The 17,928-nt window shown below is 52.0% G+C and carries 14 protein-coding genes; 2 read left to right on the top strand and 12 right to left on the bottom strand.

Features of this window, described 5'->3' with window-relative positions:
* Nucleotides 1-91: 91 nt before the first annotated feature.
* Entirely contained in the window at nucleotides 92-1,540 is a 1,449-nt protein-coding gene (locus tag HGBM_RS10355; protein WP_051029648.1) for a sigma-54 interaction domain-containing protein, read from the bottom strand.
* 202 nt (nucleotides 1,541-1,742) lie between these two features.
* On the opposite strand from HGBM_RS10355, the gene HGBM_RS31075 reads away from it, so the two are divergent.
* Complete coding sequence (locus tag HGBM_RS31075) at nucleotides 1,743-1,889, top strand: hypothetical protein (protein ID WP_019121037.1); 147 nt, start codon at nucleotides 1,743-1,745, stop codon at nucleotides 1,887-1,889.
* Nucleotides 1,890-2,020: 131 nt separating this feature from the next.
* Here the strand turns inward: HGBM_RS31075 and argS are convergent, their stop codons facing one another.
* From argS to speE, 4 genes are all read right to left on the bottom strand, one after another.
* On the bottom strand, nucleotides 2,021-3,691 hold the full coding sequence (gene argS / locus HGBM_RS10345) for an arginine--tRNA ligase (protein ID WP_026074312.1): 1,671 nt from the start codon (nucleotides 3,689-3,691) through the stop codon (nucleotides 2,021-2,023).
* 9 nt (nucleotides 3,692-3,700) lie between these two features.
* Entirely contained in the window at nucleotides 3,701-4,120 is a 420-nt protein-coding gene (locus HGBM_RS10340) for a YwiB family protein (protein WP_019121035.1), read from the bottom strand.
* An 88-nt stretch (nucleotides 4,121-4,208) separates the two neighbouring features.
* The gene (speB, locus tag HGBM_RS10335) at nucleotides 4,209-5,081 is read right to left on the bottom strand and encodes an agmatinase (RefSeq protein WP_019121034.1); all 873 of its coding nucleotides are present in this window, start codon (nucleotides 5,079-5,081) and stop codon (nucleotides 4,209-4,211) included.
* A 15-nt stretch (nucleotides 5,082-5,096) separates the two neighbouring features.
* Nucleotides 5,097-5,930, bottom strand: a complete 834-nt coding sequence (gene speE / locus HGBM_RS10330) for a polyamine aminopropyltransferase (protein ID WP_026074311.1) — start codon at nucleotides 5,928-5,930, stop codon at nucleotides 5,097-5,099.
* A gap of 288 nt (nucleotides 5,931-6,218) precedes the next feature.
* On the opposite strand from speE, the gene HGBM_RS10325 reads away from it, so the two are divergent.
* The gene (locus tag HGBM_RS10325; protein WP_019121032.1) at nucleotides 6,219-8,267 is read left to right on the top strand and encodes a transglycosylase domain-containing protein; all 2,049 of its coding nucleotides are present in this window, start codon (nucleotides 6,219-6,221) and stop codon (nucleotides 8,265-8,267) included.
* Between the two features lie 79 nt (nucleotides 8,268-8,346).
* Here HGBM_RS10325 and HGBM_RS10320 read toward each other — a convergent pair whose 3' ends face one another.
* The 7 genes from HGBM_RS10320 to HGBM_RS28875 all read right to left on the bottom strand — a co-directional run bounded on the left by HGBM_RS10320 (nucleotide 8,347) and on the right by HGBM_RS28875 (nucleotide 17,928).
* Entirely contained in the window at nucleotides 8,347-8,604 is a 258-nt protein-coding gene (locus HGBM_RS10320; RefSeq protein WP_019121031.1) for a hypothetical protein, read from the bottom strand.
* A 369-nt stretch (nucleotides 8,605-8,973) separates the two neighbouring features.
* Nucleotides 8,974-9,477, bottom strand: a complete 504-nt coding sequence (locus HGBM_RS10315) for a YwhD family protein (protein WP_019121030.1) — start codon at nucleotides 9,475-9,477, stop codon at nucleotides 8,974-8,976.
* 117 nt (nucleotides 9,478-9,594) lie between these two features.
* Nucleotides 9,595-9,879, bottom strand: a complete 285-nt coding sequence (locus tag HGBM_RS10310; RefSeq protein ID WP_019121029.1) for a hypothetical protein — start codon at nucleotides 9,877-9,879, stop codon at nucleotides 9,595-9,597.
* 20 nt (nucleotides 9,880-9,899) lie between these two features.
* Nucleotides 9,900-10,181: a hypothetical protein gene (locus tag HGBM_RS10305; protein ID WP_019121028.1), complete on the bottom strand. Its 282-nt coding sequence runs from the start codon at nucleotides 10,179-10,181 to the stop codon at nucleotides 9,900-9,902.
* Between the two features lie 31 nt (nucleotides 10,182-10,212).
* The gene (locus HGBM_RS27180; RefSeq protein WP_019121027.1) at nucleotides 10,213-12,621 is read right to left on the bottom strand and encodes a lipase/acyltransferase domain-containing protein; all 2,409 of its coding nucleotides are present in this window, start codon (nucleotides 12,619-12,621) and stop codon (nucleotides 10,213-10,215) included.
* Between the two features lie 67 nt (nucleotides 12,622-12,688).
* Nucleotides 12,689-16,837 carry a hypothetical protein gene (locus HGBM_RS10295; protein WP_147512853.1) on the bottom strand — a complete coding sequence of 1,383 codons (4,149 nt, stop codon included), beginning with the start codon at nucleotides 16,835-16,837 and terminating at the stop codon, nucleotides 12,689-12,691.
* A 266-nt stretch (nucleotides 16,838-17,103) separates the two neighbouring features.
* Nucleotides 17,104-17,928 carry a copper amine oxidase N-terminal domain-containing protein gene (locus HGBM_RS28875; protein ID WP_019121025.1) on the bottom strand — a complete coding sequence of 275 codons (825 nt, stop codon included), beginning with the start codon at nucleotides 17,926-17,928 and terminating at the stop codon, nucleotides 17,104-17,106.

The following is a 17,928-nucleotide window of genomic DNA, read 5'->3' as shown; positions in this document are numbered from 1 at the left end:
ACTCCTTTTTCCGTTCTCGTACAAATGTGAAAACGATTTCGAAAAAAGGTGTTGCAAACTCCATGCCAATGAAAAGCTGCGGGAAAAACGGCTAAAAATTCGCTTTTTTGCCCTCTTCATCTGCCGCAGATGCCGAATTTTTGGCACCTGTCTGTCTTTGGTTCAACTTGTATTGAAGGGTCTGTCTCGGGATCCCAAGCCGTTTTGCCGCCTGCAAAATGTTCCCTTGGGTGGCCTGCAAAGCCTGGTTGATCATGGCTTCCTCCGTGGCCTGCAAGACATCCCGAAGTTTTCCGGTCTTTCCTTGGAGCGGCGGGAGGGACGACACTGTCATGCCTGAATCTTCCCGGTGGGCGGCCCTGTCAACGACGTACTGCGGCAGGTTTTCCGGCTTGATGATCTCCCCTTCTACCAGATTCATCGCCGCTTCGATGACGTGCTCCAGTTCACGGACGTTGCCAGGCCAATCGTAGTGGTAAAACAGTTCCCGGACCTCGCTGTCGATCCCGGTGACGTTCAACTGAAATGAACGATTGTACTTGTCGATAAAATGGCTGGTTAAAAGCTCAATGTCTTCCTTTCGACGGCGCAGCGGAGGAAGCTCAAAGGAAACGACGTTGATCCGGTAGTACAAATCGGCCCGCAGCAGCCCTTGCTTGACTGCTTCCTGGGGATTTTCGTTGGTCGCGGCGATGATCCGCACGTCCACTTCCATCGACTGGGTATGGCCGATGCGGCGGATGATTCCATCCTGCAGCACTCGCAGCAGTTTTGCCTGCAGATCGAGCGGCATGCTGTTCAATTCGTCAAGAAACAGCGTTCCTCCATTTGCCAGTTCAAACAATCCCGGTCGGTCATCGGCTCCGGTAAAGCTTCCCTTCGTCGTCCCGAACAGGATGCCCTCCAGGAGGGAGGACGGCATTGCGGCACAGTTCTGGGCGATGAACGGGCTGCCGCTGCGGGAAGACGCCTGGTGGATGGATTGTACCAGCAGTTCTTTCCCCGTGCCGGTCTCCCCGGAGATCAAGATCGGCGAATTCGTCCGGGCCGCCCGCCGGGCCCGTTCTTTGATGCGGATCAACTCGGAAGATTGCGTCAAAATATCATCAAACCGATACACAGTGCCATCGGAAGAAAAACGCCGGGCCCGTTTCGGCTTTCTCACCTGGGCCTGCAGGTCGATCAGCTTCTCCGACAGCTCACGCAGCTTCCGGATGTCTTTGGCCACCTCAACCGCTCCAACCAGCCGCTGCCCGACTCGCACAGGGAGCGTTGTATTGACCGTTTCGACCCGCATTCCTCGCCAATTGGTATACGTTTGCGGCTGGTTGTATATCGGTTCGCCGTCCTTGATGACCCGCAGCAGTGTGCTCGATTCCCTGTCCAGTGAGGGGAAGACCTCCAGCACGGGCTTGCCCAGAACCTCCTCGGGGGTTAATCCGTCCAGTTTGGCAGCCACGTGATTGTAGAAAATGGTGATGCCGTTCGCATCCACCACGTGAATCCCTTCGTCAATCGTCCCTAGAATGGCCTGCAGCATCTCTTTTGTGTCTGAAATCGGCCAGTTGGTCACCGTTCTCCTCCTTCCCGTTAGCAATGTGCCGAAGATTCGTCGCACAACTGCCAACTTTCCGGCAGTTCAAACTTCCTTTTTTCCATATTAGCATTGTTGACAGGCTCGGGTCATGCATGAAATATTGCCGTGACGTGAAACTAACAAGAAACAAGAAGGAGGTTTCGCCATGACAAGCGACAAATACGGCAACACGAAAAACGATATGGGGTATAACGGAAGCGGCATGCACGGCTATACGCTGCATGAAAAAGAGGGGAAGATTGACAAGTACGCCGGAAAAGGTACAAAGGCAAAAAAGGCGGAATCCGAGTAAAGCGCTGAACGATTTTATAGCAAAAACGCGGGGAAAGCAAAAAGCGCCCCGCGTTTTTACATGGATTACATCTACATTTTGGGCGAAAACTTGCCCGTTTGCCCTGGCATCACGCCAGTTCAGGGCTTTTCCTACATTTTTTCCGGAGCTGAAACCCCGATCAGGCGAAGCCCGTTTTGCACGACCGTTTGCACCGCCCGGGCAAGGGCAAGCCTTGCCTGTGTTTTGCCCAGGTCGTCGGTCAAGACGCGTTCGGCATTGTAAAAGCTGTGGAACAGCGTCGCCAATTGGTGCAGGTAGCGAACCACCCAGTGGGGGGCAAGTGAACGCGCGGCTTCTGCCACCTCCTGCGGGAAAGCCCCTACCTGCTTGAGCAAGTCGATCTCCTTCTCGGTTTGGATCTGATTGAAGTCGGCCTGCTGCAAATCAAACGTAATGCCGTTCTCTTCCGCTTGCCGCAGGATGCTGCAGATGCGGGCGTGTGCGTACTGCACGTAAAACACGGGATTTTCGTTTGACTTGGAAACGGCAAGGTCCATATCAAAGTCGAGGTGGGAGTCAGGGCTGCGCATGGCAAAGAAGTAACGGGTCGCGTCTTTCCCGACTTCTTCCATCAGATCCCGCATCGTCACCGCTTTTCCGGTGCGCTTGGACATCTTGACCTTTTCCCCGCCCTGATACAGGTTCACCATCTGATTGATGATCACCTCGAGCGTATCCGGCTTGCCGCCCAGAGCCTGGATCGCCGCTTTCATCCGCGGAATGTAGCCGTGATGGTCGGCGCCCCAAATATTGATCAGCTTGTCGTAGCCGCGCGACAGCTTGTCTTGGTGGTAGGCGATGTCGGGAGTCAGGTACGTATAGGAACCGTCGTTTTTCACCAGGACCCGGTCTTTGTCGTCGCCATAGTCTGTAGAGCGGAACCAGACAGCTCCGTCCTGTTCGTAGACGACCCCTTTGTCCCGCAATACTTCCACGATCTTCTCGACGGCCCCGTTCTCGTACAGAGAGGTCTCGGAAAACCAGATGTCGAATTGGACGCCAAAATCAGCCAGGTCCTGCTTCAGCTTGGCTAATTCCCGGCTCAATCCGTAATTGCGGAAAAAGGCGAAACGCTCGTCTTCCGGAAGGCTGACGTACTTGTCTCCCGCTTCTTTCGCCAATTCCTGGCCAAACTCTACGATATCCTGTCCGTAGTACCCGTCCTCCGGCATCGGAAAATCTTCTCCCAGCGCTTGGCGGTAGCGGGCCTCAATCGATTTGGCCAAATTGTTGATCTGGTTTCCGGCGTCGTTTATGTAATACTCGCGGGTAACCTGGTAGCCGGCCATATCGAGCACGTTGCACAAACTGTCGCCGACAGCTGCTCCGCGGGCGTGCCCCAGGTGCAGGCTTCCTGTAGGGTTGGCGCTGACGAACTCGACGTTGATCTTCTGGCCTCGTCCGGCGTCTGTCCGGCCATAGTCGGCTCCTGCCGCAAGGACTTGTCCAATCACCTCGGTCAAATAGCTGTTATTCAGATAAAAGTTGATAAAGCCCGGTCCTGCGATCTCTACTTTTTCGATGGAGGCTTTCGATTTATCCAATTGGGCCACGATTGCTTCGGCAATTTGCCGCGGCGGTTTTTTGGCAATTCGCGTCAACTGCATCGCTATGTTGGTGGCATAGTCGCCGTGAGCTTTCTCCTTGGGAATTTCCAACACGACTTCCGGCAGCTCGCTTTCAGCGACCAGGCCGGCCAGCACCGTTGCGCGACCAATCTCTGCCTTCAATCTTTGCTTCATTTGTTCGACCACGCTCATGCTCATCCACTACTCCTTCCATTCAATTCCTAATGTCAAAGCAAACTCTCCGAGGTATTCATCATGCAGCCACAGCTGGTAAGCAAGCGAGATGCCAGTCGGCCGGTCGCCTGTGCGCTCAATCCGCAGCTTTCTCGTATGGGTCTTCAACTGAAAGCGGCCATGCGGAGTGACGTAGGCCGATTCTGTGCTGCGGTTCTTGCAAAACACCTGCTTCATTTGCAGGGAGCCTTGGCGAAGCAGGGTCACATCGCTTTCGGCGACCTTGATGACAGCGCCGACCTCGCCGATCCCTTCCAGGTCCTCCTGATAGGAGAAGTACCAGCCGGACGCTTTTTGTACCGCCCTGCCATCGTAACGGTTATCCGTGACCACAGTCTGTCCGCCGCTGCTCTGCCTGATTGTCAGATGGATGGTAACCTCTTGCATGACCTGTCCTCGTTTCCCTGCCCGTTTTTCCTCATTGTTTCATTGTACCAAAAAAGCGCTCCCTTACAAGAAGCGCTTTCCCAACGTGTTATTTTACAAAGCCGAGAATCAATTCACGCACGATTTTCGAAGCGACGATCTGGGTCATTTCACTGTGGTCGTAGACCGGAGCCACTTCCACGAGATCACATCCGATCACGTTTGCTCCATTGTTCGCCATGAAGTGGATCGTATCGAGAAGCTCCCGTGAGGTAATGCCTCCCGCCTCGGTCGTGCCGGTCCCCGGAGCCGCCGAAGGATCGAGCACGTCAATGTCGATCGTCAGGTATATCGGCCGGCTGCCGATCTCCGGCAGTACGCTCTTGACCGGTTCCAGCACGTCGTACTTGTACAGGTTCATATTCTCCTTCGCCCACAAAAACTCTTCCTTCATTCCGCTGCGGATCCCGAAGGAGTAGACGTTTTTGCCGCCGATCAAATCACACGCCTTCTTGATCGGCGTGGAATGGGAGTACGGGTATCCTTCGTAATGGTCGCGCAGGTCGGTGTGGGCGTCAAAGTGGAAAATGACGAGATCCTGCTTGTACTTCTGATATACCGCCTGAATCACCGGCCAGGTCACCAGGTGCTCCCCGCCCAGCCCAATCGGCATCTTATCGTCGTCCAAGATCTTGCTGACGAAAGATTGGATGGCATCCAGACTCCCTTCCACATTTCCAAAGGGAAGCGGGATGTCTCCGGCGTCAAAGTACTTTACGTCCTCCAATAGGCGATCCAGATACGGACTGTACTCCTCCAGCCCAATCGAGACCTCGCGGATACGTCCTGGACCGAAGCGGGAGCCGGGACGAAAGCTGACGGTCCAATCCATCGGCATGCCGTAGATGACCGCCTGGCTTTCTTCGTAGTTGTTGTGACTGCGGATAAATACCTTCCCGGAATAGGCCTCATCAAAACGCACAATGATTTCCTCCTCTTAGTCGCGAGTCAACTCAGCCACAAACTTCGGCAGGTTAAAGACCGAATGATGCAGCTCTGGAGTGTAGTACTTGGTGTCCAAATCCTTGATCCTGCTCGCATCAACTTCCAACGGATCGTATTGTTTGGAGGCAATCGTGAAGCTCCACAGTCCAGAAGGATAAGTAGGAATGCTGGCCGTGTACAGTCGGGTCACCGGGAAGATCGATTTCAGATCCTTGAAGACGCGTTTGATCAAATCCCGGTTAAACCACGGCGATTCCGTCTGTGCCACCATAATGCCATCAGGGGACAGCGCGTCATAGATTCCCTGGTAGAAGCCCTTTTCAAACAGGCCTACCGCCGGGCCGATCGGCTCCGTCGAGTCTACCATGATGACATCATATTCACCTTTGCTCTCGTGGATGTGTTTGATTCCGTCTATTACCTTCACATCCACGCGCGGATTTCCAGACAGCTCGCTGGCGATTTGCGGAAAGAACTTTTTGCACGCCTCAATGACGCCGCCGTCGATCTCCGCGAGAACAGCTTTCTCCACAGAGGGGTGTTTAACGATCTCGCGGATGGCTCCGCCGTCCCCACCGCCAACGACTAGTACCTTTTTCGGATTGGGATGGGTGTTCAGTGCCACATGAGTAATCATCTCGTGGTAGACAAATTCATCCTGGTCCGTCGTCATCACCATTCCGTCAAGGAGCAGCATGCGTCCCAACTGTTTGGTATGAACAATATCGAGTTGCTGGATTTCCGTTTTTTCGCTATGTAAGGTCTCCGTTATCTTCATCGTAATACCGAAGTTTTCCGTTTGCTTTTCTGTATACCACAATTCCATTTCCATTTTGGCACTGCCTCCTCATTACTAGCCTTCAGCTTATCAAGAAAATTATAGTGGTTACCTCCAAAAATGCAAACCTATTTTTAAGAAAAGCTTCGAGCTTTTCATGCAGGATAAGCAAGCCTCCCAGACAGGTGATCCTTTTTTCATCCTGTCGAAAATGGTAGGGAAGTATAGACAAAAATAGATTTTCCCATACTGGTAAGGGATTCTTCTACAGTATCGCCATTTTAACCGGAAATCCTGCAAATGCACTTCAGCTTTGCCGAAAGGACGTGATGACAATTGGAAGTGGTCCGCGAGAGCGAATGGATACGCTGGCTTCGGCGAGCAAAGCGGCTGATCAAGCTGGCTGTGTACATGACCCTGCTCGGTTCTTTTGCCATTTTACTTTTGCTCCTGTTCTTGCGGTCACAGCCGTTGCCAGCCGCGGCCATTCATCAAACGACAATCATCTATGACAGCAACGGAGAAGTGCTCGACTCCCTGCACCAAGGGGAAAACAGGACCGTCGTGCCGCTGAAAGACATTTCCCCCTGGCTTGCCCAGGCGACCGTAGCTATCGAAGACCGCTATTTTTGGCAGCATTATGGCTTCGACTTAAAACGTCTGGCAATGGCTGCCTATATCGACTTGAAAAACATGAGCAAGGCACAGGGAGCCAGTACGATCACCCAGCAATTGGCAAAAAATCTCTACCTGACCAATGACAAGACATGGGACCGAAAAATAAAAGAGGCCCTGCTTAGCGTTCAGCTGGAGCTAAATTACAGCAAAGAAGAAATATTGGAGAAGTATTTAAACCAGATCTACTACGGACACTCGGCATACGGGGCGCAAGCGGCGGCCCAAACCTATTTTGGCAAGGATGCCAAAGAGCTGACACTGGCGGAAAGCGCCATGTTGGCAGCAATCCCAAAAGGGCCAACGTACTACTCGCCGTTGACGAATTACGAAAATGCCAAACAGAGGCAAAAGCTGGTGCTCGAAGCGATGCAGCGAGACGGCTATATCACCGCCGAGCAGGCCGACCGCGCATATGCAGAGAAGCTAGTCTTCACCACCAAGGAAGAGCGAAAAGATCCTTCCTATGCTCCGTACTTCCGGGACTACATCGCCTCGCTGGTTCAGGAAAAGTACGGCATTGACGGGGAAACCTTCCGTCACGGGGGACTCAAGATTTACACGACCCTGGACCTTGGTATGCAAAAGAAGGCGGAAGAAGCCATCGCCAAAAACTTCTCGAACAGCAATCCCGACCTGCAGACCGCACTGATCGCCATGGAGCCGTCCACAGGGAAAATCAGGGCGCTCGTCGGCGGCCGCGACTACGCCAAAAGCCAGTACAACCGCGTCTTCAGCCTGCGGCAGCCGGGCTCCTCTTTCAAAGCCTTTCTCTACTTGGCAGCCCTGCAGCAAGGATATACGCCGCTGACGGAGATGAAAAGCGAACCTACCGTTTTTACGTATGACAACGGCAAGCAGTACATTCCCAGCAACTTTGGCGGTCATTACGCCTACGACTACATTACCATGCAGCAAGCCATCGCTACTTCTGACAACATCTACGCCGTCAAGACGATTGAACAGCTGACGCCCAAGGCTTTGGCAGACGAGGCCCGCGCCGTCGGCATTACCAGTCCGCTGCAGGAGGTACCCTCGCTGGCGCTCGGGGCCTCCCCTGTCTCCCCTTATGAAATGGCGGTAGCCTACAGTACGATTGCCAACAAGGGACAGCGGGTCGAACCGATCGCGATCGAGAAAATCGTTGACAGCGACGGCAGCGTGCTGATAGAGGAAAAAGAGCAGAAAACCCAGGTCGCCGATCCTGTCGCCAGCTTCTTGCTGACACAGATGATGCAGACCGTTTTCGAACCGCAGGGAACGGCCCACCGTGTCGCCGATCGGCTGAATCGCCCCGTGGCGGGAAAGACCGGCTCCACCGACTACGACGCCTGGCTGGCCGGATTTACGCCCCAGCTGACCACAATCGTCTGGGTCGGTTATGACGAAGGGAAAAAAATCGACCCCGTCAAAGATGCGATGCTGGCCGCCCCGATCTGGGCCGATTTTACCGAAAGCGCCTTGCAGGATCAGCCGCCCGCCCTGTTCGACAGTCCGGTCGGCACCGTTTCCGTCTACATCGACCCGGCCAACGGCAAATTGGCGACAGAACATTGCCCCAACCCGCGTCTCGTCTACCTGGCAAAGGGTACCGAGCCCACGGAGTACTGCACGGAACACCTGCCCACCCCGGAAACGCCGCCAAAGCCGCCCAAACCGCCGGAAAAACCGTCGTTTTGGCATCGCATGGGCAAACTGTTGACCCCGTAAGCGGCAGGCACGGGGGCTCAAAAAAATGCAGCCACCGCTCCCAAAAGAGCCTGGCTGCATTTTGATTTTGGCTTTTGCCTTACTCCCCGCCGCCGATTACCCCGTTGCCATCGGTAAAAACGTGGTCATTCACAATCTGAATCAAACCGGCCCGGTCCAGCTCATCAAGCACCTCAAACAAGCTCTCCCGCTTGCCTGCCGGAAGTCTGCGGATAAAAAGATTGATTTCTTCAGGTGACACGTTGCTTTTAAAGTGCACGCCGCCGTGGCGGGCAAAGTGGTCGTTATCCTCTTGGACTTCGCCAAGCTCCGAATGATCACCGTTTGGTTGCACCATATGACACCCCTTTTGTCGAGTAAATGGACAAGACTCTGTTATAGGATGTCACTTTCGTACAATTTGATAACCTGAATTTTTGATTCGATAAGAAAAGCTTCGATTGAAGCCTTCTCGAAGAAGTAGTCGAGTCCCTCTTTAGAGGAAGCTTTTCATGCAGGATAAGGAAGCCATTTCAAGAAGTTATACTTTCTTATCCTGTAAAGACAAACAGGGAAAGACGACGGTATCCTTCCCTGTTTGCTGACCTAGTATAAGATGTATGCAGTTGCATCGTTAGTTTACCTGAGTTAATTTCCAGGTACAATTGATTTCACAATTTGTTCACAGATTCGACCATTTTACCCATCCGTTTTGCCGCGATAAACCCTAGGACAGCCCTTCCTTCAATTCATCCGAAGAGTTGTTCCACATCTCCAGGTTATGTTCCATCAACAGCTTTTTCAGGGCCTTCTTGCACGTCTCATCCAACTCCGACACCATAATTCGCCTTTTCATCGAGTAGTCCATTCGGTTCACATGGTCTGCCAGGATTTTATAGCCGCGTCGCGCTTCCCGGTCGATCTCCATGTAGCAGGCCGTAACCCCGGCGTAATACGGTCCGGACTCATTCCGGTCTACGGTGACCCAGACCAGCCAGTACGGTTTGCCATTCGGGACCTCGTCCTTGTTGGTTGTCCATTTGATCCCTTTTTCCACAGCGCTTTTGGCGTGCATGGCTCCCATGTCGATATAAGCCTCATCGCCGTCAATAATGACGGAAGCTACCGAATTCAGGTCGATGACTCCTTTGCCGTAGCCGCCGTGCACTTCCGTCTTGCTGCTTAAAATGGTAAATCCGGAATTTTTCTTGTTATTGTTCAGCAAATCCATACGGATACCTCCATTAGCCTCTTCCCTTCATTCTACCCCGAAACATGAATGGTGTGCAATTTACTAACCGGCAAACATGCTTTGCATCAGGAAATGACACCGTTGAGATGTCCCCCTTCAACTTTTCAAATGCCGTTTGGCGATGTTTGCAAACATACTCAATAGAGCAGCCAACAACATCTGTACGAGCAGTATTCCGAAGACGAGCGGAACGTTACCTAGGTCGTATGCTCCTGAAAGAAGCATGACTCCCACGGTTGCGGCCGCCATGACAACCGGCGGCAGCCATACCCTTTTGTAGTGCAGGCCGGCATATACGGATGCAGCAAGCAGCACGATAAATACCGGAAACAACAGCAACAGCAGTCCAGTTGAAAGCCCCTCTGTGAATTGCTCCCACATTGTCTTTACCTCCCGCTATCTCACCCTTTAGACGGGATCATTTTCTCCCCAATTTTTCTGCATATGATGTAAAACAGCGCGGTGTATATCGTCGTGGGAATGGAGAGTCCGATAAAAAACCCGTAATCCCCGCCTCCTGCGGCAGAAAAGACAACGATCAGCAGAAAAATCAGCAGACTGGTCAACAGTCCTACCCAGAGCCGCTTTGCCAAAAGGGAGAAAATCGCGGCCAGCAGAAAAACGCCCCAGTTCAACAGCACGCCGCTAAATGCTCCTACGTACAGACCCGTAAAAAAGTCCACAAATGCTCACCCTCGACATGATTTTGATATCTTATTCAGAGCGGGCTTGATAGCGCTTTACAATCAGCCCGGAATCGACGCTGCTTAACGTCCTGACCTGCTGTTTTTGCTTTACCTGCACGCTTCCCCGCTCTTTATCCTCAAAGACGACCAGCGTATCGCCGTGAACTTCCACCTGGAAAGAATTCGCCTGCTTTTGCTCGATTCCTTTTTTTGTAATTACGAGCTCTTCACCGGCCTGTGACAGCGTCACCTCCGGAAATTCTCCGTCCTTGCGGTAGATGACGAGATAGTCAAAGGATTTCGTCTTTTCGGACGCTAACCTGATGCCCGGTTGAACCTCCTCTTTCCCTGAAAGAAGCTGAGCTACCTGCTGAATCACAGAACGGTTCACGGGCAATTTGGCATGTTCCTCCTGTACATAGTATTTCTTTGCCACATCACTCTTGCTGTAGGCCGCACTGACAAGGGGAACCGTCCCGTCACCGCCGGCCACTCCGTAAAACGGGATAAAACGCTGGCTGGCCTGTTCAAAGTCGTAGCCCAGCAAGGTCTTCTGTCCATCGCCAATAATTGCGTACTGCTGTACGTTAAGCTGGGCGTGATCCCACTTCTGATGCAGCCGGTCACTTTGCTCCGCGAGCGGACGATAGGTCAGCCTGATCCTCGGGTCGGTCAGAGTCTCATCATAGGTGTACGGCCGCTGTACATTCACGCCGATCAGGTTGAGGTAGCCCTGCTTTTTGACGTACTCGCGCGACGGCAGCAATTCGTAGACGGCCGGTGCGTATTCGGCGATGGTTTTGCCCGCATTTGCGCTAAACAGGCTGATCGAGTTATTCTCCGTAATCTTGATGCCGATCCCGAAGGTATAGCCCATCTTGATCGCCTGATAAGCTCTGGGTGAACCCAAAAACGGCGTGCCCATGTAGATAATCCTTTTCGTTTTGTGTTGGTATTGCGTATTTTGCAGCAGGGCCTCCTTGGTTAAGAGACCGCCCATACTGTGGACCACCAGCTGTACCTGCTTGGCATTTGACTTGGCGATCGCTTCATCAATCTTTCGCAGCAGGCTGCCGGCATTGTCGGCGCTGCTCATCCGCCAGTCATAAGGGAACCCGAAGAGTGATTCTCCTTTTTTATAGCCCATCTTCTGCAGGTGTTCAGCCATGCTGTGGTACTGCTCTGCCTCTTTTTTCGCAAGGGAATTGTACGACAGATAGGAAATACCCCGCAGCCCATCGTCCTCTGCTTCCGGGAGGATTTGAATCCCGCTGTTTTGGGGAACCATCTTGACACTTCCCGGAGACTGAGGGGTCAACGCGAGCAATCTGCGGTGTTCGTTGTCCTTGGGATCGAGCATGGCTGCAAAGTTGAGCCAGGCTTCCGAGATTTTCCCCCGTTCATTCGCCAGCAAGCGCGAACCGCCGATGCCGGGAACCAAGATGACCGGAATGGTATGTACCTTTACGGACAGTTGGTACTCGTGATCCACCAATTCCGAGCGCTTGTCCATCTTTATTTTGACATAATACGTCCCGGGATCGCCGTTGAACGTGATCGATTCGTTCAAATTCTTCGCGTACTCCGACTGTGCAATCTGTCTGCCGTCCTTGTCCAGCAAGTACAAGTCGAGGTCCACGCCTGCCGGCATGCCAGTCAACAAAAGCTCGATTGTCGAGGCCAGGGGCACCTGCAGTTTAAAGTAGTCGATGTCGTCCTTGTCGTGTATGTTGGCCCGCAAAGTGCTGTTTGGCTGGATTTCCACAGCGTCTGCCGACCTGTTGTTCGGCTCGTACTTGTCAGGTATAATCCGGCTCCCCTCCGGGACAAACTCAGCCATTAAATGGTAGTAGTCTTTTTTGCTGAAACTGCCGCCTGCTCCCCGTACTGCGAAGTAGTACCACTGTTCCTGCTTGACCCTGATCCCTTCGATTCGCTCGTCTGCCGCCCCCCTCCTCTCCGATTTTCCCAGTTCTTTCTGTTCGGAATCGTACAAATAGAGGTTGTAGTCTTGTCCAGCGGGAATCTGATCCAGCTTCACCTGCAGCGTTCCGTTGCCGGGTGCCCTGATCTTCCAGTAGTCGACATCATCTGCACTCTGTATGCGCCCGTAGGCATCGCTTCCGGAGAAAGTCCAATCTGCTTGTCCCGGCGTATCGTTTGGCTCAATCTCAAACCGCTCATACCTGCCAGTCGCACTGCCGGAACGCTTCCCTTCCTGGCCGATGAGCTCGGTGATGGCGTCTTCGTCCTCCGTGCCGTACACATCTTGGTAAAACTCCTTCTCTTTTTGATCCAGCGGGACGCGCGCTTCTGGCTGCACGCTGCGTTTTCCGGGATTCTCAGCCGCAATCAACGCGGATGCCTGCAGCACCGGCATCAACGTAAACGCAAGGACCAGTAGTAGCAGCAGCACCTGTCTAATCCGGTTGTTCAAATAAAACCCCCCCTTTGCTTTCCTCACCACTAAGGTAGGAAAAGACAGACAGGGGGCGCAAAGAATTTTAGTGGGTGGTGTGATTGCGGATGCCTTGGCGTTCCCACGCATTGGCGATAATACGAAAGACCGCGCGATAATCTTCCGGGTCGTGTCCCGTTCCACGTGTCTTATCAGGATAAGCAAATCCTTTGTTCACCTGAAAACCGAACTGTACAGAGAAGTAAACGGCGTACTGTCTATCTTTTTGAAATCCCTTCTGTTTGTCTCCCATGAGCGGAGTATCTACTCCTGCCTCCCGTAGTCCCAATTTCTCGATCATTTGCCCGGGACCTGTCCACAAGGTGGATGACTTTGCTACCAGGGATAGCTTCGACTGCAGTGTGGTCGACTGCCTGCCCGTTTCGGAGATCCAGGCAGCCGCCGACTCGATTCGCGGGTATTTGCCGCTCACCGGATGCTTGTGCCTGGACTCAAGCTGCAGATGGGCGAGGATGCGTTCCCCCGCGTAAAAATCATGAGGCTGACTGTCTTTATACCGGTCCCGCTGATGGAATTCACTCCATTCGTCAGTATGCAGGATGATCCCCTTGGCGTTAGGCTCGAACACCTCAAAACGGGTTTCATCTCCCTTCACGACGATGGCAAACAAGCCTGCAATCCTGTCAGAGTCCCTGCCAGGTGTACACCATTTTTCCTCTGGCGGGTCGCCGTCATCCTCTCCGCTGTTCGTCACGCATTGCTGGAAACTCGCCTCGAAATCTACCTGATAGGGAACCTGTATGGTGAAAGAATCTACCGCTGCGGAATACTTCATCGTCTGAAGCGCCTGCCGCCAAGTCGTCTGCGTCGGTACAACCGTCCCGGCATACAGATTGGATTGGGAGGCCTGCTTGGGATTCAGCGAAAACCGTTGATCTTGGCCAGGACCGGTTACTGTCAACTCAAGGCTTGGCCATTTTGTCCCGGCGCTCGTTTTGCCGGTCCATTTCGGCGGGTCAGCCGTAACTTGTACGTCCTCATACTCGGCACCTGAATACCTGCTGTACAGCTCGCTGACCTTGTGTTGAATTGCCGTGTTAATCTGGTCGTCAATGGCGGAAAAAGCCGCGTCGATCCTCCCCTGGTCAATGACTACTTCTATTCTGGCCGGCTCACGCTCCCATACCCCGTCAGAGGGGCTGACCAATAGGCGGTTTTCCGAGTCGTAGATGTTGATTCTCACCTGGCCGCCGTCTACGTCTCCCCCGGGCGGCGGATCAGGCGGAGAAGCGTCGTCTGAGATCACAACCGTTACCGTATAGATGCAGCCCTTGGCATTGGGAAAATTTTTATCTGTTACAACCGCTTTGATCGTGTATGTTCCCGGCGGGGCATTCATTAAGAGATATCCAAATTCGCCCGAATCGCTTGGTCGCGGCCCCGACCAGTCAGCCTCCAGTGTGGTTCCTTCATGGCGATTGGGTTCATCCAGCAAGAGCAACCCAAATGTCACGCTGCTGCCTTTGAGATAGATCGTCTTTCCGTCAACATTGTGAGTCCAACCTCCACTTGCGGAATCCACCAGATGAAGGTATATGCCGGAACAATCTTTCTGATCGGTAATCTCAACTGTAAAGGTGAACGTACAATCATTGAGTGACGGATATCGCGAATCGTCTACCTTGGCTGTGACGGTGTAACTGCCAATTGGCAAACCGGTCATGGTGTACTCTTTCTTTGGATCAGGGGAGGCATTTGAATAAGGACCGCTCCAAACGGCGTTAATGTACTCATCACGGTTCCCCGTTTTAGACAGCCAAAAGGTAACATTTACCTGGACACCAACGATCTTTTCTTTGCCGCCATTGGGGAGGTCGGCAAGGACAAAACCACTGGCAGAGTTTTTCATGTTCAAACTAATGTCTGCGCACTTCAGCCCTTTCAGTTCAATCTGGAATGTCTTTCGGCAGGGTTCGCCGTTCACGTAAACGGTTGCCTCCAAGGTGTATACGGCATCGGTCTTATCATCAAAGGTATGGGAGAACGGATTTTTGCCTACGACGGTTCGAAGCGTCGTCCCGTTTTTCTTAAGCACCCAATCCCCTGTAACTGTGACATTCGATTGAGGATAGACGGCTTCCAAGACAAGTTGATTCGTAAGCCCCCTTTCCAGACGGATTGTGTAAGGGCTGGATCCCTGAATGCGGGTATCCCTGCCGTCCACTGCTGCGTTGAAGGATATTTCTTCACAGTCAATGGTTTTGACATTGATGGTCACGGTCTTGCTGCAATCGATGACCCCAACGGACGACTTGATTTGATATTTGGCTGTTAATGTGTACGTGTCTTTATCAGTAAACGTATACAGGAAATTGGTAATATTGGTTGTCGATTTTAACACCTGACCAGAGCTGTTTCTCAACGTCCATTCCGGCCACGGGATCGTTTTTTTGTCGTAGAATGCTTCAAACGAAACATGACTTCCCGGCATGATGGTTAGGGCATAGTTTCCATCTGCATTTTTGGACATGGGCAGCTCCGTTTGGCTATCAAGCCAAGCTTCGATCTCGGAATTTTTACAGATGTTCTCTGTGGTTCCGACAACCCGAACCGTTATTTCCCATTTGCAGTCCTGCCATTCTTTCTCGTATTGGCCGTCGTAACGCAATTTGATCCGGTAAATGCCGCCCGGCCGGTCAAAGACAATGGAGCGATCATCGTATCCGATTGCCGGAAGCTTCAAGTTATTTGTCGGAACAGTGCGAATTTTATCTTCCCACACCATATCCATCACAACGGGCACTGTGTCCCCTGGGCGGTACACTTCCCAATACAAATAAGCGTCTGCCATCGTGCCGTCCGTATCCTTGAAACGGGCAAACAGACTGAGGCTGCCGCCCAGTTCTACCTCAATGGTCGATCCGTCAGAGATTTGCCTGCCGTTTTTGGAGTTCTGGTAAACGATCGGGCAGCTCACTTGTCCATCCCATACAAAGGTCTTGATCCAGCACTCCCTGCCGTCTTTGCTGACGTACTTTATGGTGATCGCATCATTGCGGCTTACGGAAAAATCATGGGAGCCGACATTCTCCGCAACCAGGACGCCATTGAGGTAGAAGGAACCTTTTTGCGCGCCTGGGGCTTCAACCGTAAGCAGGTGGACATCTGTGGGGAGGGCATAACCCGGGCTTCCGCTTGGCAGGTTGACATCACGGTCCGTCCTGCTGCCAAACATCCAGACGTGGAGCGATAGCTTGGATTGGGCCGGATCGCACTCGGCTATGGGTGGCGCTTCGGGATAAATATCCTTTGTCCAGCACTCTTTCTCATCAGCAGACTTATAAAACAGCGTTGTGGGGCCTTTGATGAGTATGTTCGAAAAGGTGTTTCCACTGCCATAATCGACCCCATCCATCTTCAGTGTTCCAGAGTGAGGAAAAGACAGCGTGACGGTGTTCACTCCTGCTGGCAGCTTGTACTCTCCACCACTGGGAATGGACTTATTGGATTGACCTGGTAGCTGTAAGGTTGCGTTCACCCAATCCGTACATTCCTGTGTCGTATCCACTTTATACTTGATCTCAATAGGAGTGGATCGGCCATAATCGTCTCGCGCCTCAAAGGTTATCGTATGTATATCGCCAGACTTTAGTAAGGCAGGATCGCTAATCGTAAACTTCCAGGAGTACGGCGCGGCTCCATAGGCGATCTGTGTAGATGATCCGCCTAAACTTGGTTCAAGCTTGCCATCCACATAGGTTTTGAGCGTGTTCACTGTTCCGTTTATCCCATAGGTAGTGGAATTGACGACGACGTTCAACGGTTTGCCGGCTGCCGCGATAAATAGCTGATTCGTAACCTTCGAATCTTTCGCCACCTGGGTACTGTTGAGTGTAATGGAGTTGTAGACAGGCCATGCAGTCGTTTGCCAGGTTGTGTGATACAATGGCTCTGATACCCCACCACCTGGTTTTCTATCTCCTGGTTTTGTTTGGTTCGGGCTGCCGCCTCCACTGAGTCGGACGAGGTCGCCAAAGGCTACCCATTCCGAACCGTCTACTTGCCAAATATGTTCACGAGGAATTTTCGACTTATTTTTTAACACCCAATCGGGATTTCCATTAGCTGATTCGACTACCTTTGTTACATCTGCTGTATTCCAAGGTACAACGTAATATCCTGCTTTTCTCGTTAAATCCCACTCTCCCTCATCTGGATTTGGCTGCAGCTCCATACTTGTGCCTTCTATTCTCGTTAAGGCAGAATTATTTCGAGGGCCACTGAAATCTGATTGGTGCCAAAGGGCAAGAGCACGTCTATTATCATTAGTTCCTAATCCAGTAGGTGATAAATCTCCAGCAAAGAGATAGGTTGACACTTTATTCCATGGAGGACCATAATCCGGTGAACCATTTGCTCCAAAAGCAATAGGAACATTAGGTAGAATAGCATAAGCCGTCATGATGAAGCTTAAAACCCAAGGTATGAGTTTTTTCTTATTCACGGTCTAACCATTCCCCATCGTGCATCTAAAGACGGAACTTCAATTCGGATATCGCCAAGTCCCGGATCACCCTTGAAAACACCTAAAATAAAATATCCTCCTTTACCGTAATAGGGAATCTTAAACGTTTGGCCAGCCTTGTATTTTTTATTAATGTCAATTACATCATATTGTTGATTACCCCATTGCCCATCACTGGTGTCACGATAATTAAAAACTATTTGATACCCCTTCGGAACAGTCGGAACAGTCCCAATAGCTGTATTCCCTTCCACTCTTACACTATTGTAAAAATCGTTCATGATTTTATAAGCAACTTCGTTGTAAGGCATTAGCCAAAAATCTTGTGGTTCCCTTGGCGGCAACGCCGTAATTGTTATCACTCTGGTTTGTTCATCCCACTCCACCTTTTGATTCAGCGACTCACTAACAAATCGTAGAGGAACATAAGTCCGACTATCGCGGAGAATAGCTGGTGCATCCAAGCGCTTCGTATAATTTGCAACTTCTGCCCTCTTCTCTCCAATTTTCAGCGAAATTTTTTCTCCTGCACGATCGATCTTTACTGTGTTTTTCGAACCATCCCACGTTACTTTGCCACCCAGTGCCTCACTCACAAACCTCACCGGCACCATCGTCCTGCCCGTTTTAACATCGAGATAAGGCTTGGCATCGGGAAACTCGACCTCCTTGCCCTCCACCACTACTTTGATCTCGCTCGTTGAACTGTCCACCGCCTCTTCGGCCTCCACTGCCTGGCCAACGGCTCCCAGCCCAATAGCAAGTGACGCTACCACCAACAAGTTCATCAACCGCTTCAC

The organism is Brevibacillus massiliensis (assembly GCF_000311785.1).
GTDB classification, from domain to species: Bacteria; Bacillota; Bacilli; order Brevibacillales; family Brevibacillaceae; genus Brevibacillus_C; species Brevibacillus_C massiliensis.
Note: the sequence above shows the minus strand (reverse complement) of the source record. Positions and strands in the feature narration are given on the sequence as shown.

Excerpts from the sequence above, each read along its gene's own strand:
- argS (WP_026074312.1), bottom strand. The coding sequence starts at position 3,691 with ATGAGCGTGGTCGAACAAATGAAGCAAAGATTGAAGGCAGAGATTGGT.
- HGBM_RS10320 (WP_019121031.1), bottom strand. The coding sequence starts at position 8,604 with ATGGTGCAACCAAACGGTGATCATTCGGAGCTTGGCGAAGTCCAAGAG.
- HGBM_RS10310 (WP_019121029.1), bottom strand. The coding sequence starts at position 9,879 with ATGTGGGAGCAATTCACAGAGGGGCTTTCAACTGGACTGCTGTTGCTG.
- HGBM_RS10295 (WP_147512853.1), bottom strand. The coding sequence starts at position 16,837 with ATGGAGCTGCAGCCAAATCCAGATGAGGGAGAGTGGGATTTAACGAGA.
- HGBM_RS31075 (WP_019121037.1), top strand. The coding sequence starts at position 1,743 with ATGACAAGCGACAAATACGGCAACACGAAAAACGATATGGGGTATAAC.
- HGBM_RS10340 (WP_019121035.1), bottom strand. The coding sequence starts at position 4,120 with ATGCAAGAGGTTACCATCCATCTGACAATCAGGCAGAGCAGCGGCGGA.
- speE (WP_026074311.1), bottom strand. The coding sequence starts at position 5,930 with ATGGAATTGTGGTATACAGAAAAGCAAACGGAAAACTTCGGTATTACG.
- HGBM_RS10315 (WP_019121030.1), bottom strand. The coding sequence starts at position 9,477 with ATGGATTTGCTGAACAATAACAAGAAAAATTCCGGATTTACCATTTTA.
- HGBM_RS10355 (WP_051029648.1), bottom strand. The coding sequence starts at position 1,540 with ATGCTGCAGGCCATTCTAGGGACGATTGACGAAGGGATTCACGTGGTG.